Raw genomic sequence first — 25989 nt, 5'->3', positions numbered from 1 at the left:
ATGGCACAGTACCACTATCAAGCGCTGGATGCGCAGGGGAAAAAATGCCGTGGCAGTCAGGAGGCCGACTCTGCCAGACAGGCGCGTCAGCTATTACGGGAACGGGGGCTGGTGCCGCTATCGGTCGATGAAAGCCGAGGCGAACAGCAGAAATCCAGCGCTACGGGTTTTTCCCTACGTCGCAAGATCCGTATTAGTACCTCAGATTTAGCATTGTTGACGCGCCAGTTGGCTACGCTGGTGGCGGCATCGTTGCCGCTGGAAGAAGCGCTGGATGCCGTGGCGAAGCAGAGTGAAAAGCCGCATCTGAGCCAATTGATGGCAGCGGTGCGCAGCAAGGTGATGGAAGGCCACTCGCTGGCTGATGCCATGAAATGTTTTCCCGGTAGCTTTGAGCGCTTGTACTGCGCAATGGTCGCCGCAGGTGAAACGTCCGGTCATCTTGATGAAGTGCTGAATCGGCTGGCGGACTACACCGAGCAGCGTCAACAGATGCGTAGCCGCATACAGCAGGCGATGATCTATCCTTGCGTGCTAACCGTGGTCGCGATCGCCGTGGTGAGTATTTTGCTGTCTGTTGTCGTGCCGAAAGTCGTCGAGCAATTTATTCATATGAAACAGGCGCTGCCGCTTTCAACCCGTGTGTTGATGGGGATGAGTGATGCCGTGCGTGCGTTTGGACCGTGGTTCCTGCTGGCGTTGCTGGTAGGGTTTATGGCGCTGCGGGTGATGCTGCGGCAGGAAAAACGGCGCGTTAGTTTTCATCGACGCCTACTGCATTTACCGCTGCTTGGTCGTATTGCTCGCGGCCTGAATACGGCACGCTATGCGCGGACGCTCAGTATTCTCAACGCCAGTGCCGTGCCGCTGCTACAGGCGATGCGCATTAGCGGCGATGTGATGAGCAATGATTACGCTCGCCATCGACTTTCTATGGCGACGGATGCGGTGCGAGAAGGGGTGAGCCTGCACAAAGCACTGGAGCAGACGGCGCTCTTTCCTCCAATGATGCGCCATATGATCGCCAGCGGTGAACGCAGCGGCGAGTTGGACAGCATGCTGGAGCGTGCGGCAGATAATCAGGATCGTGAATTCAGTTCACAAATGACGCTGGCGCTGGGGTTATTTGAACCTCTGCTGGTGGTCAGCATGGCGGCAGTGGTGCTGTTTATCGTATTGGCGATTTTACAACCGATCCTGCAACTGAATACGTTAATGAGTTCGTAAGAGAACCAACAATTGAACAAGGAAAAGTAAGGATGCAACAGTATCAACGTGGTGGTAGTCAGCGTGGTTTTACCCTGTTGGAAATTATGGTGGTGATCGTCATTCTCGGCGTGCTGGCGAGTTTGGTGGTGCCTAATTTGATGGGGAATAAAGAAAAGGCGGATCGACAAAAAGCGGTCAGCGATATTGTCTCGCTTGAAAGTGCGCTCGATATGTACAAGTTGGATAACAATCGCTATCCGTCCACAGAACAGGGGCTGAAAGCGTTGGTAACGAAGCCGACGGTACAGCCGGAACCGCGTAACTACCCAGCCGATGGCTATATTCGTCGCCTGCCGCAGGACCCATGGGGGACCGACTACCAACTGCTAAACCCAGGTCAGCACGGCAAGCTGGATATTTTTTCTTTGGGACCAGATGGTATGCCGGGAACAGAAGATGATATCGGCAACTGGAATCTTGATAAAAAATAAAGGTATGTGGCGGCACACCCGTTTTTATAGATGATTGCTGTCGGGCGATAGTTGTAGGTCATCGCTACCGATGACGGCGGGAAAAGGACGGCAGAAGCGCAATGAAGCGGTCAACGAGGAAGCAGCAGGGGTTCACCCTGCTGGAAATGATGCTGGTCGTGTTACTGGCCGGTATCGCTGCGGGTATGGTGGTCATGGCGTTTCCCCCCGAGCGCCAAAATGACAGCGCCTGGCAGTTGGCTCGTTTTCAGGCACAGTTAGAATTTGCTGCTGAAAGCAGTCAGGTGAATGAATATATGCTGGGTGTGCGCATTTATCCCGATCGCTGGCAGTTTTATCAACTCCAGCGACCTGCTACAGCGGAAAGCGTGTCTGTGCCGAGCGGCGATCGCTGGCAGGGTTACAAGTGGCAGCCGTGGCAACCGTATCGGGTGAGGACATCGGCGGCGCTGCCCGATGGGTTACGGCTTGAGCTATTGCAGGCCGATGGGAAAAAAGTGGAGAAAACGCAGAGTGGCGACGATCCCGATATCCTGATTTTGCCCGGTGGTGAAATCACGCCTTTCCGTCTGTTCGTTAAGTCTGACAATAAAGCACTCTCGAATTGGCTCCAGATGGATGCCAACGGGCGGTTTGTGACGTCGATGAGTCAGGGTAAGAAGCGATGAGACGACAGAAAGGGATGACGCTGGTGGAAGTGTTGGTCGCGCTGAGCGTTTTTGCGCTGGCGGGCATTGCCGTTTTGCAAACGACAGCCAGACAAGCAAGCAGCTTGAGTCGGCTGGAAGAGAAAACATTTGCAGGCTGGGTGGCGGAAAACCAGCAGGTTCAACTACGGTTGGAACAACGTTGGCCTGAAGCGTCGTGGGTGAGAGGGGAAACGAAATTCGCGGGCGTGCGCTGGCATTGGCGCTGGCAGGGTGTAGAAACTGGCGACCCTCAGACCAAGGCACTGGATGTGGAAGTGCGGCGTAATAAAGATGCCTTTGCTTCCGATGCCTCGCTACGCACCTATGTGGTGAAGCAATAATGTTTAGTAGAACAAGGATGTGCAATCAAGCTAGGACGGTGCGAGAGGCCGCGAAGCGCAGGCGTCAGCAGGGGTTTACGCTGCTGGAAATGATACTGTCGATCGCTATTTTTGCGGCATTAAGTGTCAGCGCGTTTCAGGTACTGAACGGTGTGATGCGTAACGATGAAATTTCGCAGCGCAAGGCCGAACGTCTGGCTGAAATACAGCGCGCTTTTTCACAAATGGACAGCGATTTTTCCCAGATGATCGCACGTGGCAGTCGGGGAAGCACCTCGATATTCTACGCCGGTCGCGATCAGCTAAAAAGTGATGACTGGGGCGTTAGTTTTATGCGCAATGGCTGGCAGAACCCGTTTGGTATTTTGCCACGCTCTGAACTTCAGCCTGTAGCCTATCGACTGCGGGATCACACTTTGGAACGGCTAACGCACTCGGTTCCCGACCCTATTGAGGGGCTCGATCCCGGCGTAAAACCGCTTCTCACGCAGGTTGATGGTTTTCGCCTACGCTTTTTCAGCAACAAAAGCTGGCGCGACCGCTGGGATAACAGTACGCAATTGCCACAAGGAATTGAAGTCGTGCTGACCTTAAGGGATTACGGAGAAATGTCGCGTATGTTCTTGATTACCACCGGGCCAGTTAAATGAAGTCGCGTCAGCGCGGCATGGCGCTGCTGGTGGTGCTCTTGATTCTGGCATTAATGGTAACGATAGCCTCAGCGATCACGGAACGCACGGGTAAAGCGTTTTTGCGTACCGAAACGCATTTAAGCCGTCAGCAGGCGAAATGGTACGCCTTGGGAGCGGAAACGCTAAGCGGGCAAATATTGCTACGTGATACCCGAAATATGCCAGGCCGCACGTTTGTTGGGCAAAATTGGTCCCAGCCGGGACACCGTTTCCCGGTGGATGGAGGGGAAATCATCGGCCAGATTAGCGATGCGCGCACCTGCTTTAATCTGAATGCGATCAATCAAGGCGTGGATAACGAAAGTACGTTGGTGAAGACACCTTATCCAGCGCAGGTTTTCCGTTTTCTGTTGAAAAATCTAGGCGAAGATGCGGATCGTGCAGAAAAAATCACTGCGGCGGTACGTGACTGGATTGATGCGGATAACTACCCGTCGGCGAACGGTGCAGAAGACGAGGTCTATGCCACGTTACCAGTGCCTTATCGCACAGCCAATCAAAGAATGAGTGAAATCAGCGAATTACGAGCGGTTTACGGTATGGACAGCGATCTCTATCGCCGGTTATTACCTTATGTCTGTGCGCTACCAGTGGATGCGATGTCCATTAATATCAATACATTAACTGAGTTTGATGCTCCGCTGTTATCCGCTATTTTCTTGAATGAAATGACGATGTCTCAGGCAAAAGCGTTGGTGCAGCAGCGTCCACGTATGGGATGGGCAAGCCTGGAGGTATTGCAGCAAACGGGACTATTGCCTCCGAATAGTAAAAATACCGCGCAGCGGGTGCTGGCAGTGAAAAGTGAGTGGTTTTTTGTAAAGCTTCAGGTACGTGTCGGCGACAGTGATTTTCACCAACGCAGCTTGCTTCATTTGAGTGGGCAAAAGGTAGAGGTTGTGCAGCGGCAATATGGAGGATATAGGACGGTGAATCCATGAAATTAGCGGGAAAATGGAAGAAAAAAACCGCGAAAGCTCCATTAAATCGAGGTTCGGTTGTTCGACATCCGTGCCTCATTGTGCGCCTTCCGGTAGAGGAACAGGGCGAAATCGAATGGCAGGTCCGTTCATCCAATGGGGAAAGCGTACTGAGTCAGGGACGCGGCAGCGTAGAGCAGGTTCGTCCTGCGCTGGCAGCCTATCCGTCCGTGGCATTTACCCGCGTTCTGGTTCCGGCAACGGACGTGACGTTTTATGCCCTGACGTTGCCCCGGCAGGCGCGGCGTCAACTGACGCAAGTCGTACCATTTATGCTGGAAGATCAACTGGCTACGGATATTGAAAAGCTGCATTTTGCCGTGTTGGAAATTCATGGTGATGACGGTACGGTTGCCGTGGTGGAAAAAAGCCGAATGCAGCAGTGGCTGGCACTGTGTGATGCGTTGGGTCTCCGCGTTGATGCCCTGTTGCCTGATGCTCGCGTATTGCCAAAACATCAGGATGGGTGGAGCGCGTTGCAACATGATGACATGTGGCTGTTTCGCCAGCCTACGGGTCATGCCATGGCGGCAGAATCGTCTTGGTGTGGTGACCTGCTGAAGGCATCTATGCCGCTGCCTGCGATATACAGCTATAGCGCTGCCTCGATTGGCGGTGAGCTGTCGCAGTACGAATGGCAGGAGGAAAGCGAGTGGAAGGCGCAGCCAGAAACGGATCTCTTTACATTGGCGGCGACGGTATCTCTACCCGCTTCAGTTGATTTGCGGCAAGGCGATTATGCGCCGGAGAACGCGTGGCAAAACAGGCTATTGCCGTGGCGTAGCGTTGGAATTGCTTTTGCTTGTTATCTCTTGTTGGTCGTGGCGGATGCTGGCTGGGCGCACTATCAGCTTTATCAGCAGGCCGAGCATTGGCGGCAGGAGAGCGTGCGCGTCTATCGGCAAATTTTCCCTTCCGAGACGAATGTCGTTAACCCGCGAGCACAGATGCAGCAGCATCTGCAACGTACGACAGCCGGGAGTGCGGGGAAGGGGCTACTGGAGCAATTGAGCCCTTTGCAGCAACTCATGACGCAGAATAGCGCGATCAAAATTCAGTCGCTGTCTTACGACGGTTCTGCGGGTGAATTCCGATTGGCGTTGCAGGGTACGTCTTATCAAGAGTTGGAACAGTTTCAGCAGCAGGCTGCTGCCTATTATCAGGTACAGGCGGGTGAGATGCGGCAGGAAAACGATCGGGTTGAAGGCCGGTTAACATTAAGGAGCCAGCAATGAATGAATTACGGCAACGCTGGCAGGCCATGAGCCCGCGGGAGCGCCAGCTTATGGTCGTGTGTGCGGCGATGCTTCTGCTCTGTCTGGTTTATTACGCTATTGTTCAGCCGTGGCAACTGCGGGAGGAACTGTGGGAACGCACAATTTCCCGTGAACAGCAAACCGTAAACTGGATGCAAAAACAGGCCCCATCGATTCCACAGGAAAATCAGGCGCAGGGGGAAAATAGTCAGAGGGAAACCAGTCTGCCTATTTTGATTTCACAAAGTACCCAGCGTTACGGACTGTCTGTTGTACGTTTGCAGCCGCAGGGGAACCAGGCATCGGTAACGCTAGCGCAGAGTGACTTCAATAGTCTGCTACGCTGGCTGAGTGAACTGGAACGGCAAAACGGCGTACGTGTTGTGTCGCTGGATGTGAATGCCGTAGAGCAAAGCCCTGGCATGGTGGATGTCACCAGGCTAATGCTGGAACGGTCGGATGAAGCTTAAATCCGGCATCAGCGCTGGTGTCGCTCTGGTTCTGGCCTATGGGCTGTTTCTGGCGTGCTATGCACCTGCCCGCTTGCTTACTGCGGTGCCCCTGCCAGCCGGAATGGTGGTCGCGGAGGCCGCTGGAACGCTATGGCAGGGGAATCTGCAACGGTTTAGCTGGCGTAAGTTAACGTTGGACGATGTGCACTGGAAAATCACTTTTTCGGGTTTTATGCCCGCGTTAGAGATTGCGTTTAAAAACCCGGAAGGCATTGAAGGTCATGGAATCATTCGCGGCTGGCAGCAGCCGCAGCTTTATCAATGGCGGCTTTCTGTTCCGGCCGGCTACTTATTCAGCCAGTTACGTTTTATTGTGCCAATCGGGGCGGAAGGAAACGTGCAGCTAAATCTGCAAGAAGCGACGGTCGATCGTTCAGGCTGCCAGTCGCTGGATGCTAGCGTCATTTGGGCAGACGCGCGGGTAAAAACGCCGCTGGGTGGGCTGGCGTTAGCGACGCCTCAGGCCACGCTACGCTGCCAACAAGGCGGACTGGAAGCGAGTCTGCGGCAGGTTTCCTCATATCTACAGTTGTCTGGTAAAGGCAGCGTTACCCCGAAAGGCGAATACCGTTTTACGGGACGGCTTAGCAGCGGGAATGACTTACCCGCGACCATGAAAAAGCTGCTGGCGACCACGGGTAAAGCAGACGAACAGGGTGCCAGAACGCTGAATTTTCAGGGGCGCTTGTTGTAATAAAGACAACTGTTGTAATAAAGACAATTGTTGTAATAAAGACGATCGTTGCAATCACTGCGTAGGCGCTCGCGAGAACGGGCAACTCATCTATACCACTTCTTTATCAATACTCAGGGATTAACGTGGATGATTTAAGGGAATTCGCACAGGTGTTTCCTGCATGGTGGTTCAGCATGCTGGGTGTATTGGGGCTGATTATTGGCAGTTTTCTGAATGTGGTGATTTACCGCCTGCCAATTATGCTGGAACGACGTTGGCAGCAGGATACCGATCTTCAGATGGGAGTGACGGATTCCGGTCGTGATAGTGCGCGTTATAACCTGTGGTGGCCGCCTTCGGCTTGTTCACATTGTCGGCAGGCTATTGCGGTGAAAGATAACATCCCGCTGTTCAGCTGGTTGTGGCTGCGCGGGCGCTCCCGCTGTTGTCATCAACCGGTGTCTGTGCAATATCCGCTAGTGGAAGCTATCACCATGCTGGTTTTTCTGACGGCGGGTTGGCTATGGGTTCCCGGTATGGCGCTGTGGGGAGCGTTAATTCTGCTGTCTTTCCTGCTGGTGTTGACCGTTATTGATATAAAAACGCTGTTGTTGCCGGATGTACTCACGTTGTCGCTCCTGTGGATGGGGCTTTTGTTTAATTTATCGGAAACGTTTGTTTCATTGAACGATGCGGTGATAGGTGCCATGGCCGGCTATTTGTCGCTGTGGCTACTTTATTGGGGATTTAAATATGCCACAGGCAAAGAGGCGCTGGGGTACGGTGATTTCAAGTTACTGGCTGCGCTGGGGGCATGGCTGGGCTGGCAGGCATTACCGAATTTAGTGCTGGTAGCGGCGCTAAGCGGGCTGGTTGTGACACTCGTCTGGCGCGGATTGCGCAAAGAAGGGACGGATAAACCGTTGGCATTTGGTCCCTGGCTGGCACTTGGCGGCGTGTTCAGTGTGATAATGAATGGGGTCAATCTGTAGATAATGACAAAGACATGGCTGAATCATAATTAGACAGCGAATAAAAGGCATAAAAATAGGCTGAGGGTATAAATACCATCAGCCTTTTTTATCTCTGTGTGTGCCCTTCAGCGAAGACATCTTTGCCGGGCAAATGACAGGTTATTCTACCATCAGCATAAAGGTACTCACCCAAACGACTAAGCAGAATGAGATACCCATAAAAAAATACTTCACCGATTTATTCTCCAGCAGAAACCACGCCAGCAACGATCCCGATTGTGCGTTTTATTATGGAAGGAAGTCATTACGCAGCCGACGATGTCACCACAGGAGAACGTCGCCGAAGGGTAATTCTTCCCGTTGTCATCACCAGAATCACACTAGTTATGACGGGATCGGCGCTAAATCTACGCCGAGTGAGGGGGGGAATTCAAGAGGTCCAGAAACTATATTTTCAAAATAGCATTAAAAAGCGTTGCGTCGCTTCTGAGGCCGGGAAATTCGGGGGAGTTCCGGTGAAAATCGTCCCTTATTCCCCCGATTTTTGACGGCGCTATCTTAGGAGTAACGCCTCATTAATAGTCGAGTAATTGTATTGTTATCAGCCCATCATCAGGCGAGTTATTTAGGTGACTGGCAGCCTACTCTCTCCACCCCATCGCAGGCGCGATATGCTTCAGAATCGCTTCGATAACATGCGCATTGTAATCAACACCGAGTTGATTCGGCACTGTCAGCAATAACGTATCTGCTTCAGCAATTGCTTCATCCTGTTTTAACTGTTGGATGAGTGTTTCTGGCTCAGCAGCATAACTGCGCCCGAAAATCGCGCGTGTTTTCTCATCGAGAAAACCGACGGTATCGCTATCGTTACTGCTCCCGCCGAAATAGGCGCGATCGCGCTGATCCATCAGTGCAAAAATACTCCGGCTAACGGAGACGCGCGGTGTGCGTGTATGTCCAGCCTCAGCCCAGGCAGCTCGGTATGCGCGAATTTGCTGTGCTTGTTGAATATGAAAAGGTTCGCCAGTTTCATCATCCTTCAACGTGGAGCTTTGCAGGTTCATTCCCAGCTTCGCCGCCCATACCGCCGTTGCATTCGATCCTGCCCCCCACCAGATTCGTTCACGCAGCCCTTCAGAATAAGGTTCCAGACGTAGCAGACCCGGTGGGTTCGGGAACATGGGCTGCGGATTCGGCTTTGCAAACCCTTCTCCACGCAGCACATCCAGCAATACCTCAGTATGATGTCGCGCCATATCCGCTTCGGACTGACCTTCTGTGGGCTGATAGCCAAAATAGCGCCAGCCATCAATGACCTGCTCAGGAGAACCTCGACTGATACCGAGCTGTAATCGACCCTCTGAAATCAAATCGGCCGCACCGGCATTTTCAGCCATATACAGTGGGTTTTCGTAGCGCATGTCGATGACGCCAGTGCCAATTTCAATGCTGCGGGTTTTCGCACCAATCGCCGCCAGCAGTGGAAAAGGTGAACCCAGTTGGCGGGCAAAATGATGAACCCTGAAATAAGCGCCATCAGCGCCCAGTTCCTCTGCTGCGACAGCAAGATCGATGGATTGCAGTAATGAATCTGCCGCTGAACGCGTGCCGGACTGCTGCGACGGTGTCCAGTGGCCAAATGATAAAAATCCAATCTTCTTCATAGGGTATTTATCCTTATATTCAGCGAGATATTTAGCATAAGCGTGTGCGTAGCAAGGCGTAACGCCACAGTGTGATTACTCTACGCGATTAATAATGAGAATAAATGTCATTTTTTTAACGTAATAATTCAGTTTATCTGAGCGATCGTTTGCAGAGTAAAGGGTGTGTTGAGCGGATGATTTCTCGATTTGTTCCCGTAAATAACCTTTAGGGAACACGCAATCCCGCTTATCTACCTCGAAGTTGGTATCTAAATATTATTATGAGCGAGATCAGTATTCTCTTTCTCGCTGACGCTGTATTATTTTATATATAGCGAAAGTCAGGATACGAACATGATAAAGAAATTTGGCTACACACTGTGGTTTACCGGGTTGTTTTTGGTGTTTTCCAATGTCTGGGCGGCGCGTCAGGTCACCGATCAACTGGGGCGCAATGTGACCATTCCCGACCATGTTAACCGCGTGGTGGTGTTGCAGCATCAAACACTCAATTTGCTGGTGCAATTGGATGCACAGGATAGCGTGGTCGGTGTGCTATCCAGTTGGAAGAAACAGCTAGGAGAGCATTATTTGCGGCTTGCTCCGCGTCTGGCGGATCTACCGATGCCGGGCGACCTCACGCAGGTTAATATTGAAAGCCTGCTGAAGCTGTCGCCGCAGGTGGTTTTTGTTGCTAACTATGCCCCGCCGGAAATGATTTCACAGATTGAGCGGACGGGGATTCCGGTTGTGGCGATCTCGCTACGTCAGGATCAGCCGGGAGAAGCCGACAAGATCAATCCTACGATGGGTGATGAAAACACCGCGTATAACGAAGGGCTCAAGGCAGGGATTCGGCTGATTGGTGACGTGGTTGAGCGTCAAAAACAGGCGGAAGCGCTGATTGACTATACCTTTACGCAGCGGCAGAACGTTAGTGCGCGGTTGGATTCCATCCCAGAAGAAAAGCGAATCCGCGTGTATATGGCTAACCCAGATTTGACAACCTATGGTTCAGGAAAATATACCGGCCTGATGATGTCGCATGCGGGGGCGTTGAACGTGGCGGCAGCCTCGATAAAAGGCTTCAAACAGGTGTCGATTGAAAATGTATTGGCCTGGAACCCGCAGGTGATTTTTGTGCAGGATCGCTACCCAGATGTCGTGAAGCAGATCGTCAACGATCCGGCCTGGCAGGCGATTGATGCGGTGAAACAGCATCGTGTGTATCTGATGCCCGAATATGCCAAAGCCTGGGGTTACCCAATGCCGGAAGCGTTAGCGATTGGCGAATTATGGATGGCGAAAAAACTGTATCCCGAACGTTTCGCAGATATCGATATGCAAAAAGCCGCTGATGAGTATTACCAACGCTTCTACCGTATGGACTACCGCACGGAAGCCTCTGCGGCACAATGAGTTATCGCACTTATCGGATTACGTTGCTGACAGTGGTGGTGCTCACGCTGTTGATTGCCGTATGTTCGCTGGGGCTCGGGCGCTTTAGCTTATCCCCGTGGCGCATCGTCCAGATCCTTGCCGAACCGCTGTCTGGCGACAATCCTTTACTTGGAGATATCGAGCGGCAAGTGGTATGGAGTGTCCGCTTACCCCGCGTGTTATTAGCCTGGTGCGCGGGTGCGGCGCTGGCGCTGAGCGGGGCCACGCTGCAAGGCGTTTTCCGTAATCCGTTGGTCGACCCGCATATTATTGGTGTATCCGCCGGCGCAGCCTTTGGCGGCACGCTGGCCATTCTATTAAGCTGGACACCGCTGTTTTTGCTGCTATCTGCGTTTGCGTTCGGCATGGTGGCGCTCCTGCTGATTTTCATGATGGCCGCCGCATTCGGTAAACAGAATGTACTGATCCTCATTCTGGCAGGTGTCATCCTCAGCGGCTTTTTTGGGGCGCTGGTCAGCCTGATGCAATATCTGGCGGATACCGAAGAGAAGCTGCCGAGCATCGTGTTCTGGCTGCTGGGTAGCTTTGCCACCGCACACTGGAACTCGCTAATAACGGTGGCGGTGCCATTAGCGCTTGCGGGTGGGTTGCTGTTGCGGCTGCGCTGGCACGTGAACGTGTTGTCGATGGGAGAGCAGGATGCGCGCGCGCTGGGTGTTGCCGTACAGCCGTTGCGTTGGCTGGTTTTGAGTCTGTGTGCTGCCATCGTGGCTGCTCAGGTGGCGGTCAGTGGTAGTATCGGCTGGATAGGTCTGGTGATCCCCCATGTCGCGCGCATGTTGGTGGGAGCCGACCATCGCCGTTTGTTGCCAGTGTCGTTGTGGCTTGGTGGTGGCTTTATGGTGCTGGTAGACGATCTGGCTCGCAATCTCAGTGAAGCCGAGATTCCGTTGGGCATTCTGACAGCGCTACTTGGCGCACCACTTTTCGCTGTGCTGCTGTATAAAACACAGCGCCAGGGGCGAGGACGCTAGCATGTCTATTATCAGGTTATCGACAGAAGAACTCGTGTATGGCTACCAACAGGGGCGGGGCTTTTTTTCACCGCTAAATTTGTGTTGTAGGGAAGGTGAGGTGACGGCAATTCTGGGAGCGAATGGCAGAGGGAAAACCACGCTTCTGAATACCTTACTGGGCCACTTATCGCCGCTTTCTGGGACAATCCAGCGTGAGGGGCGTATTGGTTTTGTGCCACAGATATTTACCCCACCGTTTTCCTACAGCGTTCTGGATATGGTACTGATGGGGCGTGCCGCGCGTGTTCGGTTGTTTACCATGCCCTCTGCGCATGATACTCGCGTGGCTCAGCATGCGCTGAACCTGCTGGGCATCGCATCGCTTGGCGAGTGTGAATTTAGTGCGTTGTCCGGCGGGCAGCGGCAGCTTGTGTTAATTGCACGGGCATTGGCATCAGAGTGTCAGATGTTGATTCTGGATGAGCCTATGGCGGCGCTTGATGTACAAAATCAGGCGCAGGTGCTGTGGCTATTGAAGGATCTGGCAAGGACGCAGCATCTGAGCATCCTGCTGACCACGCACGATCCTTCCCACGCGTTAGCAATTGCAGAGCAGGCGCTGCTCCTGATGGACAATCAGCATTATCTTTATGGCCGCAGCGATGAAGTTCTGACGGAGGCTAACCTGTCGCGTTTGTACGGCATCCCGGTACGGCAGGTTTGTGTGGAAATCGCGCCGCAGCCGTATCGCGCGCTGATACCGATATTAACCATGACGGAGCGACCATGAGCGACCCTCTTCGCCTGTATGCTGCTGGCAGCCTACGCCTCGCGTTTGCTCCTTTGTTGACGACATTCAGTGAACGCTACGCGGTGGAGGTGATGTCGACTTTCGGTCCGGCCGGGCTATTGAGCGAAAAAATAATGCACGGCGACGCGGTAGATATTTTTGCATCGGCAAACTGTGCACATCCGCTGCGCTTGAAAACGATGGGGCTGGCGGAGGAAACCTCTGTGTTTACGCGCAATCACCTTTGCATCGTTATGCGTAATGTGCCAGAACTTACCACGCAATCCTGGCTGATGGCGCTGCTTGACCCGCGTTTTGTGCTTTCTACCTCAACGCCCGGCAGTGATCCCGGTGGGGATTATGCTTTTCAACTCTTTGATCGCATCGAACGCCTGCATCGGGGTTGGGGAAATCAGCTGCGGGACAAAGCGAAACCGTTAGTGGGTAGGGGGCTGGACCATGCGATTCCGACGGGGATGACGGCGGGGAGCTACCTGATTCGTACCGGGCAGAGTGATATGCACATTGGCTATGCCAGCTATCTGCCATTACTGCTCAATCAGCCGGATTTGCATGTGGTTCACTTACCCGATCCCTATCGGATTGATGCTGAGTACATGTTGGCCATCATGAAGCCAGCCCGACGTGAAGCACGACTGCTGGCGAACTACCTTTTGTCACCCGAAGGACAGGATTTTTTGGTGAATAGAGGGTTCGCCTCGTTGTTTTAGCGGGAGAACGGGAGGTAAATCGGTCAACGATGGCGAACTCTGCTATGATTGCGGCATATCTGCGCCGTTCTTTGGCTCGGCGTCACCTTCTGTTATTTCGTCCTTGGTAGAGTAATCACTGTGAGCACAACCTCTTTTTCTTCCCTCGCGCTGCCGGCAGAGCAGTTATCCAATCTTAATGAACTGGGCTATACCGATATGACGCCCGTTCAGGCGGCGACGTTGCCAGCGGTTCTGAGCGGCGCGGACGTGCGGGCCAAGGCGAAAACCGGTAGCGGCAAGACGGCGGCATTCGGGATTGGGCTGCTGGATCGTATTGTCGTGAGCGACTTTACCACTCAGGCACTGGTGCTGTGTCCGACGCGTGAACTGGCCGATCAGGTTAGCAAAGAGCTGCGTCGTCTGGCGCGTTTTGCGCAAAACATTAAGATTTTGACACTGTGTGGCGGTCAGCCGATGGGGCAACAGCTCGATTCGCTGGTTCACGCTCCACATATTGTCGTCGGAACGCCAGGGCGTATTCAGGATCATTTACGCAAGCAGTCACTGTCTCTGGATAGCCTGAAAGTGCTGGTGCTGGATGAAGCGGATCGCATGCTGGACATGGGGTTCACTGACGCCATTGATGATGTGATTTCCTATACGCCGTCCGATCGTCAAACCCTGCTATTTTCCGCTACTTACCCGGAAGAGATCGAACAGATCAGCGCACGGGTTCAACGCCAGCCGCAACGTTTTGAGATTGCAGATGATGTGGAAGAGTCGGCCATTGAACAACGTTTCTATGAGACGACGAAAGAACAGCGGCTGCCGCTGCTGATTGCCATTCTGAGCCATTATCAGCCAGCATCCTGCGTGGTGTTTTGCAACACGAAGCGCGATTGCCAGAGCGTATTTGACGCACTGGACATGCGTGGGATTAGCGTATCGGCGCTGCATGGCGATCTGGAACAGCGCGATCGCGATCAGGTGCTGGTGCGTTTTGCTAACCGCAGCTGCCGCGTGCTGGTTGCAACCGATGTTGCGGCTCGCGGTCTTGATATCAAAGAGCTGGCGCTGGTGGTGAATTTTGAGCTGGCTTTCGATCCTGAAGTTCACGTGCACCGTATTGGCAGAACAGGGCGCGCGGGTACGCAGGGACTGGCTGTCAGCCTATGTACGCCACAGGAAATGAATCGCGCTAATCTGATTGAAGACTATCTCGGTATGCGCATTAAGTGGACGTCGGCGGATGAGATTAGCCGCAGTGGTGAGGTTGCGCTCGAACCTGAGATGATGACGCTGTGCATAGATGGTGGCAGAAAAGCCAAAATTCGTCCCGGTGATATTCTTGGCGCATTAACTGGCGATGCGGGATTAACGGCGGCGGAAGTTGGTAAAATAGATATGTTCCCGCTGCATGCGTATGTGGCTATCCGTAAAGCCAGTGCTAAACGTGCGTTGCAGCAGCTCCAGAAAGGCAAAATCAAAGGGAAAAGCTGTAAGGCTAGATTGTTAAAGTAACCGGTATTTAATTGATCTGGCAGGGCAGGATGAGCGTCACGGTGTAACAGACAGGAGTGTTAAGAACGGATGCAGACAACAGAAATCGATCTGCGGCTTGCTGAAGTGAGCCAGCAGCTAACGATGGTACTGGTGCCAGGGTTGCGAGACAGCGATGACGAACACTGGCAAAGCCATTGGGAACGGCGTTTTCCTCACTGGCACCGTATACGTCAGCGGGAATGGTATCAGGCCGATCTGGACCGTTGGGTATTGGCGATCCGCCGTGAGATCGGCGTCTGTACACAGCCTGTGATTCTCATTGGTCACAGCTTCGGTGCATTGGCTTCCTGCCATATCGTGCAACAGGGTCAGGAAGGGATCGCCGGTGTCATGCTAGTGGCTCCTGCCGAGCCCCTGCGCTTTGAAATCGACGATCGCATTCAGGCAGCGCCGCTGCCGGTTCCTGCGCTGACATTTGCCAGCCATAACGATCCGTTAATGAGTTTCACTCGCGCCCAATACTGGGCGCAGGCGTGGAACAGTGAGTTAGTTGATGTCGGCGAGGCGGGGCATATTAATGCGGAAGCGGGGTTTGGTCCCTGGGAATATGGCCTGACAAGATTAACTGAGTTTTCGCAAGCGCTCGTTGCTAATCGTTAATCGGCCAGTTTCCATTAAGTAGCCATTCTGTATTATTAAGATAGCGTTATATTTTTCTTTAATGCCAGGGCAATGGGGTTATTTGTCTTGGCATCGATTTATTATTAAGACTGATCTTCCTGACCGCTTGAACCATGCATCATCTCTTGGATCTGCTGATAAACTTCGGCCGCAGATAAATTGCTATATGACGTCTTACTCTCAAAATGTAATACCTGCTCGCCACCAGAACTATGAAGTGCGCTCATGAGAGCCAAATCTTCCTGTGTGATGCGCTGTCCTGTAAAGGCATCAAACATTTCAGAATTACCATCTGGGTATTTAACCACGGACACAAGTTTACCGTTATACAAAGGAATACCTGTCATCGCCAAAGAATATTCAGTGGCAACTTTCTGCTGTGCCTTAACCTGTTCAGGTGGAGTGACATCTTTCTCTTCAGTAGCACGCTTCTTTTGAGACGACAGCGTGACCTTCGTGCTCTCGTTCGAGCCCGGCATATTTTGCGAGTCGGAATTTGCTGATGTGTCGGTTTTATTCCCCGGGCTGATGGCTGCAACGACAGTTGGATTAGCGGCTGCGCCAATGGGAGGCATGGTCGCAGGAGTTGTTGAACTCACGATTTGAATATCTGGAATCACCACAGTATAACTCCTTCTTATATCTATTTAATGCTGGTAATGGTTTTACCAGTGAGTTACTTCAGTGCGTTAAAACCACATGCGTTAATGCGCCATTGTTAAAACTCGTGCCGCCAACATAAGCAAGTTAATTATCTTACTTGGAAGAGGCATCAATCCGATGAGTATAATTTCCTATTATTCAACACGATGACGTTAGCGACATGGTTCAATCAGAACACGATAAAACAGTATTTATGCCAAACACTATTTATGCAAAATGCAATTGCATTAAAAAACACCCTATCGAAAAGTGTATCGGCTGTTTTTTCTGCTTCATTAATATCCAAAAGGCATAAGATTTAACTTTTTGATTACCAATCGTGCGATTTTATGCGACCAGATCCCTCTATTTTTAAAAAATAGAAAACTATCATGGTATTAGCATGGGTTGGGGATACCGCTTGCTATGTATGTGCTCTACAAGCGCGAGTGAACGCGATACACTGTTTTCCTTGTTTTTTCCCTGTTAAGAAGTGCTATGCCCAGCATTAAACTCACGGTTAACTATTTGTATCGGCAATCCGGTGAAACGCGCGAAGCCTCACAGGCGACAGCCCGTATTTTTGTCGGTGATGAGCTTATCGCCACTGAAGTGGTGAGTGGTATGACGGAAAGTCCCGTCAATAAGTATCTGCACCACTCGGAGCCTGAAGGCCAGCCGGTACGTGTCGAATGGGATTGTCAGGGAACAACGGCCATGACGGTTTCTGAGGTAGAAATCTGTCCCTGCTGCCAGCATGATTAAAGGGATGTGCGACAGGTGTTCGCCGTTTTTGAACAACAGCGCTTTATGGTTACACACTAAATAACACGAGTTGCAGAAAAATCAACGCATATGTGGCTTGAGGTATAACGGGTAGACAAGGTGAATATATGAGAGTAGCGGTATCAACCTTAATAGCCTGTGGACTGTGGACGGCAACATGGGGAGCGCATGCTGGCTGGTATGTCGTGAGCAATTACGAAGGCCATATTGGGCCTTATCCGGTGCATTTTTCATTGCAGAAATACGGTATTGACCAAGATAAGAATCTTTTGGGAAGTTACTTTTACGATAAATACCGAGCACCGATCCCTCTGTATGGTCGACTCTCGGAAACGTCGCTCGATATCTGCGAAATTCATACGCCTCAGGATTATGATAAATATATCGTTCAGGGCGTTAAGTCTGACATGGATATGACACATTGCCCGTTTAAATTAACGGAAACGGGAGAAGAGCTCCGCGGCGAGTGGTCGAACGGAAAAGCTCGTTATGATGTTAGCTTACGGCGTGTCGCATCCTTTGACGATAGCGAGCAACCTGCCAAGGTAGAAGGGCAGGTCGATATTCCTTTCTGGGGACAAACGGAAACCCACAGTTTCGTCGGAGTGTATCAAAACAGCGATACGGGGATGGTTGTTGAGGGGATCAAGGCGATTAACAAGAAGAGCGGCAATGTCGATCAGCTTCTTAAACCTGACTTTCAACAATGCCAGTTCGGTTTTTTCATGACCCCGGTTTATATGAATATTGAGAACGGCGAAGATAATCGCAGCATCATGCTGAACTGCTATTCCCACGGCGGAGGGGATATTCTGTTGGAATATCGTTTTGATGCGAAAAATCAGCGTTATGACGTGTTTGGAGAGTAAGCGTCCTAACGTGGTAGGGAACTTGCTGACTATTATATAAGTTCCCTATATTATTTTGCAGCCTAAATATATTCATCTTCATTGTTGGAAATAAAAGATTTTGATTTCCTCTTTTTTCTTGTTAAAAGTGGAACTTCTTACGCTTTCATCATGGGTACAGTTTTTGTAGCTATTGATGGTATTGGTTTTAAACGGTTATTCTTTACTAAAGGAATTAATATGCTTTCAGGAAAGAAAACAAGTCTGGCATTCTCAATATTGTTCGCTACTTTTTCTTCGCATGCAGATACTTTCCCTAAATTAAACCAAACCTTGCCGTCTGGAATTGATGCACGGGCGATTGCACCGGTATTTGATTTTGATTCTGATGGTTGTCTTCCCAGCGCCGGAGTGAGCCGTAATGGTGTACAAAACGGTGGGCTTAAACCATCGGGAAATATAACAGGTGGGTGCCGATGGAGTAACTTTCTTGACTCATCAAATACACTGCACCGATATGCCTGTGTTAACTCTGGTGGTTCCCGTTATTGTGGCAGCTTCTACGCGCTCTATTTTTTAAAAGATCAGATACTGAACGGTGTAAATTCAGGCCACCGCCATGATTGGGAACATGTTGCGATCTGGACTAAAAATGGCGTAGTAACGCATGGTAGCTACAGTGCTCATGGTAAATTGACGACCAAAGATGCGGCGAGCATCGATAAACAGGATGGGCATCTGAAATTTGTTTATCACAAAGATGGTGCATTAACCCACGCTTTCCGTTTTTCTAAAACGAATGAACAAGCAGAAAATCCATATAAGAAATTTGTCACGCCAGATATTATCAGTTGGTATTCAATGTACGGTGATGGCATTAATAATCAGGAATTGCGGAACCGATTAAACGCGTTTGACTATGGATCGGCCTCGATTCCTCTTAAAGACAATAATTTCCTGAATAATCTGAATAATGGTCGGCCGGCTGGTTATCCAGAATTTACCGCTGCCAGCCTAACAGCATCAAAATAATTATGATAAGAGAGGTATGGTCAAACATACCTCTTCCTATTTTCGCACTTTTCAGTCTGATAAAATTCTTATGGAATAACCTATTGATGAATAAATTATAGGCAGGTATTAATGTATTTCACAGGTTGGTTGTTTCTTTAATCTGTAACGTAAACAGGATGGAGATCACCACGAACCCTACCGCAGTATATAGCACCGTCGTATAACCCCAATGCTGATAGAGAGCACCGAAGAACGTATTTCCTGCAAAGACAGCCAAATAGGTCACGGCACTGTTCAGCCCCATGATGGCACCGCGTTTCGATGCATCGGTTGTATTTAACCCGGTGATCAGCAAATTGACGCATAGGTGATTTGCGGTACCCAGAAAAAGCATCAGCACGCATACCGTTGATAAGTTATTTCCTGACAGCGCGAAAATAAGGTACACCGCCGCAACCGTAAGAAATGAGGCTGGCATAGCTACTCTGCTATTCACTTTACTTATCATAGCATCCAGAAAAGCTGCGGAACCAAAGCCGATACCGTAGCAAAGTGCGATCAGGCCGTTAGCACTCAACGGCTGGTGCAGTCCGTGGTACAGATAGTCGCCCAGATAGCCATAAACCCCATAAAAGGCGGTCATGAATCCGCCGCATGCCGCTAATAACGGTTTCACACCGGGCACGCTGAGTGCTGCCAGGGGAGATGATGAAACCTGAATGACGTTTTCATCTCGATTGCTCAAACGGGAAAGGATGACGATAGCCAAAACGGCGAGCCCACCGATCCCGAGATAAACGATGCGCCAGTGAAACTGCTCTGCCAGAATCGACGCGAGTGAAACACCGGCAACAAGGCTTAATGTCCAGCCGGTAAGAACAACACCCGTTGTTTTACTTTCCAGCCCCTTGGGAGCGATTGCCGCAGCGGTGGTGTAAATCGCGGGAATCGCTACGCCGGATGCAATACCTGCAATAAGCTGGCTGGCTATCAGCCATTCAACGGAAGAAGCAACCGCACTGGAAAGCAAGGCGACAACCAGCAGCATCATCGCGTTCTTCAACATCCTAAAGGCACCGAACCGATCGATGTATCGTGCCAGAAACAGAGCACTTAGCGCGGTTCCCAGACCAAACGCAGCTGAGGCCAGCATGACTGACTGTGTGACGCTCTTAAATGATGCGGCAAGCTCGGGAGCGATGGGGCCCATGAGTAACGAATTTGATCCAATCACGCCGATGCAGAACGTCAGGACATAAGCCGCGCCAGGAACACGAAGCGTGCACGAATTCGCATGATGTTCGGCATGTTGATGTGGTGACATTGAAATTTCACTTTTTGCTTAATATGATTCGGAGAAAATACTATTAACCAAACAGAATTAGTTTTGAATAAGGAATTAGAGAATGAAAATAAATAAAGATGATATTAAGCCAAAAGCCATTCCTACACGGGATATTGATGCCACAGACAGAAGATTATTAAGAGAACTGGTCGACGATGCTACGCTGAGCTATGCCGAACTAGGGGAAAAAGTCGCGCTTTCGGCTCCTGCCGCCCATGAACGGGTGAAACGGCTTCGGCGCGACGGTGTGATACGGAAAACGGCTGCGCTGCTCGATCCTGTCGCGATAAAAAAGAACCTTCTGGCATTTGTGCACGTTGATACTAGCGGTTGGGGCGTGTCATCAGAACTGATGGAGATAACGCGTAATTCTGATGTTGAAGAGGTGCATTCGGTTGCTGGCGATGCAGCACTGATCCTCAAGATTCGTACGGAAGACGCGCAGTCGCTGGAAAAGCTCCTGTTTCAGCTTTACGCGGTGCCTGGTGTTAGCTCAACACGATCTTACATTGTGTTGTCGACCTATCTTGAGCGCCCTGTACAGCCGAGCGATAGCTGATTGTCTGGTTGAGTCAGTAGGACGAGAGGTTTATATTCAGGCTATTGCTAAAATAGCAGGCAATAGCCTGAAGCAACATAGGTGTGGCTATTACCCTTCGCTTGGATCTAAACTTGATATTTGTTCACTCATCGTTGCATTATGGCAGCGATAAGCATGAATCTGTTCTTTAACTGAATAATTATTCGCTTCTAACGATTCTATATTGCCGCATTTTTTATTTCTTTCTTTAACCCATGTTTCTTGAGACGCGTGGAATTTACTCTTTATATCTTCAGGTGTGTCTTCCAATATTCCATATACGTCGGTGAAAAAGAAAAGATATTGGTCTTTTTCATTTTCAAGCGTTTTCTCTTGTGCCGTTTTTGTGATTTTTTCGGCATTTTCACTGAGCCAGGCGACACCATAAATTGCTCTGGATAGGGCATCATAGGATTTCTTTTCTACTTTTATTTCCTTTTCACTATCGAGAATACTGAGATCGTAGGAAAATGACGGAATGACAATCTTGTTATTACTGAGCCTATTATCTTTGCTTTCCCCTGTTTTAGTAAAAAGGTTATTGCTAATTTTATCCATTTCATCTTTTGTGTACAAAAGATCGTCTTCATTAAGAATGATGTCGATAATCTCCTGACTTACGGGAATTTCAATCCGTAGGCTACATGAAAACGCCTTTCCCCAGCGTGGCTGAGTTGATAATTTAGAATAAATTATGCTCACAGTATCAACAGATTGAGAAGAAGAATTATAGAACAGTGCTTTTGCACGGTCGGAAAACGTTTTTTTAACGACTTCCACTGCGTTGAGATCGCTGCATTGAAAGTCTTCCTTGGCATATGCCGACGTGCAAGTGAGGATAATTCCAACCATGACATAGAAGAGCTTTTTCATCTCTTGTCCTTGTTTTCAGTCAACCCAAGCTGTACCAGCCTTTCCCTAGTCATTTGTTGTTGGCAGGTATAAATTTTTGTCTGATCTTCCAGAGAGTGGCTTTGATTTGAGATGGATTTTATTGCCCCGCATTTTTTATTTTTATTTTTTATCCACTGCCGTGCATCCTCTTTCATCTGCCCTTTAATATAGTCGGGTAGGTTACTCCAATAAATATTTAATGCATTATCAGCCTCAGTGAACTCTATGATTGCTTTTTTATATTTAAAACGTGGTGATTGATCTTCCAGCCTTGCTGCATTTTCTTGTAACCAGGCCAAGCCATAAAGTGTGCGCGAGACTGCCTCATCATGTGGATACATAATATTGGTTTCTTGCTGATTATCAGCAATATGAACATTATAATAAACACGGTCTACTACGATGTATTCAGCTTCTTTTTTGTGGGGGGGGATATTGAGAAGATAAATGCTTTTTGCTTGAGGATCTCCATTATCCATAAGCGGATAGTATTTTAAAAAATCTAACACAGTGGATGGGATTTTTATCTTGGCTTTGCCAAAGCAGCTTAGATTATTTTTTGTTTTAAGTTTTGTGATAATGATGTCATATTCAAATTCAATTTTTTTAATTGTCTCTAAAGATACACGATCGCTGATGGGTTGTGCTTTCTCTTGATCTTCTTTGATTAACGACTGCATGACGAGAGGACTACGGCACACAAGGTTATTTGCATTAACATAGTGTGATGAAACTATTATCAATAATAGAGATTTTATTATGATTTTTATCATTTTCAATTCCATTGAAATCACGTTAGCAGGACATGCAGATTCGTTTATCTGAAGATGAATAGGCATTGGCGCTGACCATCTTATAGGTCTCATTTGTTTTTTTAAATTGATAGATATAAGCCCTTTCGCCTGCTTCTTGTCTAAGTTCAGATTCCCTTTCGTTAAGTAGATTGATGACAATTCCTTTGAGGCCCGGAGGAGAAACGGTGTCCATCTGGATATTAATAATCCCTGATGACAGCATATAGTAATTCATGACGAAGACCAAACCTGCATCCGTGTAGGATTTTTCAAAATATTTTTCTGACGGTGGTAGATTTTTTATTTCTTGCAGAAATGAAATAAAAGCTGATTTCCCATTTGAACCATTGAATATAAAACTGGAGTCAGATTCAAGTTTTGGCATTATTTCGTTGTTTTTATAACTGACTTTATCTTTTTTCGCTATGCTTACACCATAGTTAGCTGGAACAAAATAGGAATCAGTGAGTTCAATGAATTGGTTATAGTCTTTTTGTGATAATTTACTCTTTTGCAACACCGTGGTGAAGTCTGTAACAAACGTTGGGAAGTCTTGCGCATGTGCCCCAATGGAGAGAGGAAGAAAAAGAAAAGGTAAAATACCGATTTTTATATAATTCCGTTTCATAATAAACACACATTCCTTACAAATAGTGAATAAATCTTATTGATATTATAAGGATATTTATGGCTGCAAGTATATATTCTTTGTTATTCAAGCCACTATCGATGCTTTATTGGGACGTCTGCTACGTTTCGTGCTCCGTCCTGTCAGAACAATTTAGGCGCCATTCAAATGATACTTGATTCGTTGTCAGCATGTTGAATCTTCAGGTATACATATAAATCAAGGAAATAAGGATGAGGTTTTTAGGTTTAATGCTGCTCTGTCGCGTTGTTCTTTTCTCGCCACTTTCTCTTGCTGCCGATGTGTCTAACGTTTAAGCAATGAATAGCTTAGTCTGCTCTTTTAGTACCGTTATAAATCACCACTTGTCGTAATCGGTCAAAATTTCACGCCAATGAATTGGATATGAACATGTGAACCGCCGATGTTCAGAATTTTCTGTTAATCCTTACCCTTGGCCTTGGTCATCTGTTATTAATAATATAACGGCCACGTTATAACAACGTTAACGCATAAAAAGGAGGTTACTCAATGATTTCGAAGGATAACGCAGAGCACTACGTTTGGGGAGATAGTTGTGATGGATGGTATCTCGTCAAAAGACAGGATATGAGTATTATTCATGAAAGGATGCCATCAGGAACTAGGGAAAAACGTCATTATCACTCAGAATCGAGGCAGTTCTTCTTTGTGCTCTCTGGAACCCTGACCATTGAATTAGAAGGTTCAGAGCACATAATCAATAAACATCAAGGCGTTGAAATTCCTCCGGGCACAAGGCATCAGGCCAAAAATGAATCAGATAATGATGTTGATTTCATTGTGGTATCACACCCTACGACTCGGGGAGACCGTATCGACCTTCTATAAAATACGCTTATTACCCTTTTCCGATTCGCTACTTATAGCGTATAGGCATATTAATTTAGCTGGTGCCGCTTGTTGAACTCGAAAAACGAACTAAAAGTGTACAACCTGTACTTCAGCACCAACGGTGCCAGCTATTTTTTCTGTACGGTGGCTCATCATAGAAAATCTCCCACAGTGATGGTATCTGCATTATCGAACTTGCTATGCCAACATTTATACCAACAAAACAGCGTAGACTCCGGTAAAACGGAGTAGGGCTAAGTAGACTCGCTTGTTGTATTAACTTGATGAATAGAATGGAAAAAATAGACTTTGATGGACGTGGGTAGGCGAGATTATGGTGTCCCCGACTGGAATCGAACCAGTAACTAGCCCTTAGGAGGGGCTTGTTATATCCGTTTAACTACGGAGACGTGAAGCGCAGCCATTATACGCATTTTGGCTCTGAGAATAAGCACTTAACTGCGCGTTTGCTCAAAGTGTCGGCAATCAGTGCCTTATGCATGTTCTTTTTCCTCGATTTCTCTCTACGTCCTTCTCTTTTTCTCGCAGGGTATGATCATCTTCTAAAGATGTACTCGTCGTCTTTTTTACAAGGTGGGATGACGCGTTATGCCTCACTGATTTAGGTTGGCAGTGCTATGCTTTGAGCGGAACAATGAACTACCGTGTTGTCGTCCACGCAGGGGAGCGCGTTGTTACGATACCGCGTGTTGTCCTGATAAGAAAAATGGCAAGCCTCTGAAAAGGCAGTAATACGTAAGCCAGCGTAGCGATAGATCAAGAAAATGTTACACTGTTGGCCGATATCCCGTCCTTATCGTCCAGTTTGATAGGTTGGGCTGATAGTGGGAATACCATTTTCGGTCACGGGTATATACCCCCAATAATTCAAGTTGCAGGACAAAACGTTAACGTTTTGAACAACGCAGAGCGTTGGCTCTCAGAGCGGTGCTCAGTGATGAGCATCGTAACGCGGCAAGAGAGGGTCAAATTCGTCGAGAACGAATTTGACCAGCCAACGGCTGGCTTCCGGTGAGAGACAGGATGTCTCTCATTTCATTCCGATGAGCTTACTCAGGTAAGTGATTCGGGTGAGTGACAAATCTGCTAAAAGCAGATTTGAGCGCGGCTTGCAGCGGCCTCAAGGGGGCGAGATACACACGAGTGTGTCGAGTAACGCAGCCAACGCACATGCGGCTTGAAGTATTACAGGTATAGCACACTATAAATCAGGGAGAACAGATATGAATTACCGCCTGAGTGGGGTGGTGTTTGCCAGCGTGTTACTGATCGGCTGCGCCAGTTCCGGGGATCGCGCTCAAGAAGGACGTTCTGATCCACTTGAAGGCTTTAACCGTACCATGTTCAACTTCAATTACGACGTCCTAGATCCTTATCTGGTTCGTCCGGCCGCTGTTGCCTGGCGCGATTATGTGCCGAAGCCCGCGCGCAATGGGCTGGGGAACTTCTTCAGTAACCTGGAAGAGCCAGCGACGATGGTAAACTATTTCATTGAAGGCAAGCCGTATAAAGCGATGATTCACTTTAACCGCTTCTTCCTGAATAGCTTGCTTGGGATGGGCGGTCTGATTGATGTCGCGTCGATGGCTAATCCTAAATTGGCGAAAGAAGAGTCTCGTCGTTTTGGTAGCACATTGGGTAATTATGGCGTGGGCTATGGACCTTATTTGGTCGTGCCGGGCTACGGCAGTGCTACCCTGCGTGAAGATGGCGGTGATGTTGTGGATACGCTGTATCCGATGCTGAGCTATCTGACGTTCTGGATGTCTGCGGGTAAGTGGGCTATCGAGGGACTAGAAACGCGAGCGCAATTGTTGGATTCCGATGGTCTGCTGCGTAACTCTTCCGATCCGTATCTGATGATGCGTGAAGCCTACTTCCAACGGCATGATTTCCTTGCCAGCGATGGGCAAATCACCCCGCAGCAGAATCCGAATGCCGCTGCGATTGAAGACTCGCTCGACGAGATTGATTCAGCGAACTAGCCCAGC

General features: G+C 49.3%; 29 protein-coding genes and 1 tRNA gene. 22 read left to right on the top strand and 8 right to left on the bottom strand.

The window, feature by feature from the left end; translation table 11 throughout:
• The 10 genes from gspF to E2566_RS14730 all read left to right on the top strand — a co-directional run bounded on the left by gspF (nt 1) and on the right by E2566_RS14730 (nt 7838).
• The gene (gene gspF / locus E2566_RS14775) at nt 1–1227 is read left to right on the top strand and encodes a type II secretion system inner membrane protein GspF (protein ID WP_107170228.1); all 1227 of its coding nucleotides are present in this window, start codon (nt 1–3) and stop codon (nt 1225–1227) included.
• Between the two features lie 32 nt (nt 1228–1259).
• Complete coding sequence (gene gspG / locus E2566_RS14770; protein ID WP_107170229.1) at nt 1260–1700, top strand: type II secretion system major pseudopilin GspG; 441 nt, start codon at nt 1260–1262, stop codon at nt 1698–1700.
• Between the two features lie 101 nt (nt 1701–1801).
• Nucleotides 1802–2368 (top strand): type II secretion system minor pseudopilin GspH, encoded by a 567-nt coding sequence (gspH, locus tag E2566_RS14765; RefSeq protein WP_107170230.1) that lies wholly within the window; start codon nt 1802–1804, stop codon nt 2366–2368.
• On the top strand, nt 2365–2730 hold the full coding sequence (gene gspI, locus E2566_RS14760) for a type II secretion system minor pseudopilin GspI (protein ID WP_107170231.1): 366 nt from the start codon (nt 2365–2367) through the stop codon (nt 2728–2730). Before gspH ends, gspI begins: the two co-directional genes overlap by 4 nt.
• Before the next feature lie 17 nt (nt 2731–2747).
• Entirely contained in the window at nt 2748–3380 is a 633-nt protein-coding gene (gene gspJ / locus E2566_RS14755; protein WP_400371656.1) for a type II secretion system minor pseudopilin GspJ, read from the top strand.
• Complete coding sequence (gspK, locus tag E2566_RS14750) at nt 3377–4363, top strand: type II secretion system minor pseudopilin GspK (protein WP_107170233.1); 987 nt, start codon at nt 3377–3379, stop codon at nt 4361–4363. Before gspJ ends, gspK begins: the two co-directional genes overlap by 4 nt.
• The gene (gene gspL / locus E2566_RS14745) at nt 4360–5637 is read left to right on the top strand and encodes a type II secretion system protein GspL (protein ID WP_107170234.1); all 1278 of its coding nucleotides are present in this window, start codon (nt 4360–4362) and stop codon (nt 5635–5637) included. Before gspK ends, gspL begins: the two co-directional genes overlap by 4 nt.
• A complete protein-coding gene (gene gspM, locus E2566_RS14740) occupies nt 5634–6128 on the top strand; it encodes a type II secretion system protein GspM (protein WP_107170235.1) in 495 nt (164 codons plus the stop codon). The genes gspL and gspM overlap by 4 nt, the downstream gene beginning before the upstream one ends.
• Nucleotides 6118–6864 (top strand): type II secretion system protein N, encoded by a 747-nt coding sequence (locus E2566_RS14735; RefSeq protein ID WP_107170236.1) that lies wholly within the window; start codon nt 6118–6120, stop codon nt 6862–6864. The genes gspM and E2566_RS14735 overlap by 11 nt, the downstream gene beginning before the upstream one ends.
• A 125-nt stretch (nt 6865–6989) precedes the next feature.
• On the top strand, nt 6990–7838 hold the full coding sequence (locus E2566_RS14730) for a prepilin peptidase (protein WP_107170237.1): 849 nt from the start codon (nt 6990–6992) through the stop codon (nt 7836–7838).
• Nucleotides 7839–7979: 141 nt separating this feature from the next.
• On the opposite strand, the gene ypdK is transcribed toward E2566_RS14730, so the two are convergent.
• Both ypdK and E2566_RS14720 read right to left on the bottom strand, forming a co-directional pair.
• On the bottom strand, nt 7980–8054 hold the full coding sequence (gene ypdK / locus E2566_RS14725; RefSeq protein WP_099606229.1) for a membrane protein YpdK: 75 nt from the start codon (nt 8052–8054) through the stop codon (nt 7980–7982).
• Nucleotides 8055–8461: 407 nt separating this feature from the next.
• Complete coding sequence (locus E2566_RS14720) at nt 8462–9487, bottom strand: LLM class flavin-dependent oxidoreductase (RefSeq protein ID WP_107170238.1); 1026 nt, start codon at nt 9485–9487, stop codon at nt 8462–8464.
• Between the two features lie 336 nt (nt 9488–9823).
• Between E2566_RS14720 and E2566_RS14715 the strand changes: the two genes are divergently transcribed.
• The 6 genes from E2566_RS14715 to E2566_RS14690 all read left to right on the top strand — a co-directional run bounded on the left by E2566_RS14715 (nt 9824) and on the right by E2566_RS14690 (nt 15552).
• Nucleotides 9824–10888 carry an ABC transporter substrate-binding protein gene (locus E2566_RS14715; protein WP_107170239.1) on the top strand — a complete coding sequence of 355 codons (1065 nt, stop codon included), beginning with the start codon at nt 9824–9826 and terminating at the stop codon, nt 10886–10888.
• Complete coding sequence (locus tag E2566_RS14710; protein ID WP_107170240.1) at nt 10885–11904, top strand: FecCD family ABC transporter permease; 1020 nt, start codon at nt 10885–10887, stop codon at nt 11902–11904. Before E2566_RS14715 ends, E2566_RS14710 begins: the two co-directional genes overlap by 4 nt.
• A 1-nt stretch (nt 11905) precedes the next feature.
• A complete protein-coding gene (locus E2566_RS14705) occupies nt 11906–12676 on the top strand; it encodes an ABC transporter ATP-binding protein (RefSeq protein WP_107170241.1) in 771 nt (256 codons plus the stop codon).
• The gene (locus E2566_RS14700; RefSeq protein ID WP_107170242.1) at nt 12673–13407 is read left to right on the top strand and encodes a molybdate ABC transporter substrate-binding protein; all 735 of its coding nucleotides are present in this window, start codon (nt 12673–12675) and stop codon (nt 13405–13407) included. The genes E2566_RS14705 and E2566_RS14700 overlap by 4 nt, the downstream gene beginning before the upstream one ends.
• 120 nt (nt 13408–13527) lie before the next feature.
• Nucleotides 13528–14910 carry an ATP-dependent RNA helicase DbpA gene (gene dbpA / locus E2566_RS14695; protein WP_107170243.1) on the top strand — a complete coding sequence of 461 codons (1383 nt, stop codon included), beginning with the start codon at nt 13528–13530 and terminating at the stop codon, nt 14908–14910.
• 69 nt (nt 14911–14979) lie between these two features.
• The gene (locus E2566_RS14690; RefSeq protein ID WP_107170244.1) at nt 14980–15552 is read left to right on the top strand and encodes an alpha/beta hydrolase; all 573 of its coding nucleotides are present in this window, start codon (nt 14980–14982) and stop codon (nt 15550–15552) included.
• Between the two features lie 104 nt (nt 15553–15656).
• Here E2566_RS14690 and E2566_RS14685 read toward each other — a convergent pair whose 3' ends face one another.
• A complete protein-coding gene (locus E2566_RS14685) occupies nt 15657–16196 on the bottom strand; it encodes a hypothetical protein (protein WP_107170245.1) in 540 nt (179 codons plus the stop codon).
• Between the two features lie 517 nt (nt 16197–16713).
• On the opposite strand from E2566_RS14685, the gene E2566_RS14680 reads away from it, so the two are divergent.
• From E2566_RS14680 to E2566_RS14670, 3 genes are all read left to right on the top strand, one after another.
• A complete protein-coding gene (locus tag E2566_RS14680) occupies nt 16714–16980 on the top strand; it encodes a hypothetical protein (protein ID WP_107170246.1) in 267 nt (88 codons plus the stop codon).
• A gap of 128 nt (nt 16981–17108) precedes the next feature.
• Nucleotides 17109–17870, top strand: coding sequence for a hypothetical protein (locus E2566_RS14675; RefSeq protein WP_165800667.1), 762 nt, complete (start codon nt 17109–17111; stop codon nt 17868–17870).
• A 219-nt stretch (nt 17871–18089) separates the two neighbouring features.
• Nucleotides 18090–18881 (top strand): NPP1 family protein, encoded by a 792-nt coding sequence (locus E2566_RS14670; RefSeq protein WP_107170248.1) that lies wholly within the window; start codon nt 18090–18092, stop codon nt 18879–18881.
• A 118-nt stretch (nt 18882–18999) separates the two neighbouring features.
• On the opposite strand, the gene E2566_RS14665 is transcribed toward E2566_RS14670, so the two are convergent.
• Nucleotides 19000–20187, bottom strand: coding sequence for an MFS transporter (locus E2566_RS14665; RefSeq protein WP_107170249.1), 1188 nt, complete (start codon nt 20185–20187; stop codon nt 19000–19002).
• Nucleotides 20188–20269: 82 nt separating this feature from the next.
• Between E2566_RS14665 and E2566_RS14660 the strand changes: the two genes are divergently transcribed.
• Nucleotides 20270–20767: an Lrp/AsnC family transcriptional regulator gene (locus E2566_RS14660; RefSeq protein WP_107170250.1), complete on the top strand. Its 498-nt coding sequence runs from the start codon at nt 20270–20272 to the stop codon at nt 20765–20767.
• A 90-nt stretch (nt 20768–20857) separates the two neighbouring features.
• Here the strand turns inward: E2566_RS14660 and E2566_RS14655 are convergent, their stop codons facing one another.
• The 3 genes from E2566_RS14655 to E2566_RS14645 are packed head-to-tail and all read right to left on the bottom strand — an operon-like array spanning nt 20858 to nt 23104.
• On the bottom strand, nt 20858–21661 hold the full coding sequence (locus E2566_RS14655) for a hypothetical protein (RefSeq protein WP_107170251.1): 804 nt from the start codon (nt 21659–21661) through the stop codon (nt 20858–20860).
• Entirely contained in the window at nt 21658–22455 is a 798-nt protein-coding gene (locus E2566_RS14650; protein WP_107170252.1) for a lysozyme inhibitor LprI family protein, read from the bottom strand. Before E2566_RS14650 ends, E2566_RS14655 begins: the two co-directional genes overlap by 4 nt.
• 22 nt (nt 22456–22477) lie before the next feature.
• Entirely contained in the window at nt 22478–23104 is a 627-nt protein-coding gene (locus E2566_RS14645) for a hypothetical protein (protein WP_107170253.1), read from the bottom strand.
• Nucleotides 23105–23635: 531 nt separating this feature from the next.
• Here E2566_RS14645 and E2566_RS14640 point away from each other — a divergent pair.
• Nucleotides 23636–23974: a cupin domain-containing protein gene (locus E2566_RS14640; protein ID WP_107170254.1), complete on the top strand. Its 339-nt coding sequence runs from the start codon at nt 23636–23638 to the stop codon at nt 23972–23974.
• 338 nt (nt 23975–24312) lie between these two features.
• On the opposite strand, the gene E2566_RS14635 is transcribed toward E2566_RS14640, so the two are convergent.
• A tRNA-Arg gene (locus tag E2566_RS14635) sits at nt 24313–24387 on the bottom strand.
• Between the two features lie 834 nt (nt 24388–25221).
• Here E2566_RS14635 and mlaA point away from each other — a divergent pair.
• The gene (gene mlaA / locus E2566_RS14630; RefSeq protein ID WP_107169694.1) at nt 25222–25983 is read left to right on the top strand and encodes a phospholipid-binding lipoprotein MlaA; all 762 of its coding nucleotides are present in this window, start codon (nt 25222–25224) and stop codon (nt 25981–25983) included.
• Nucleotides 25984–25989: the final 6 nt, after the last annotated feature.

Origin of the sequence: Pectobacterium punjabense, assembly GCF_012427845.1 — a bacterium.
Classification (GTDB): domain Bacteria; phylum Pseudomonadota; class Gammaproteobacteria; order Enterobacterales; family Enterobacteriaceae; genus Pectobacterium; species Pectobacterium punjabense.
This window is presented reverse-complemented; position numbering and strand designations above follow the sequence as displayed.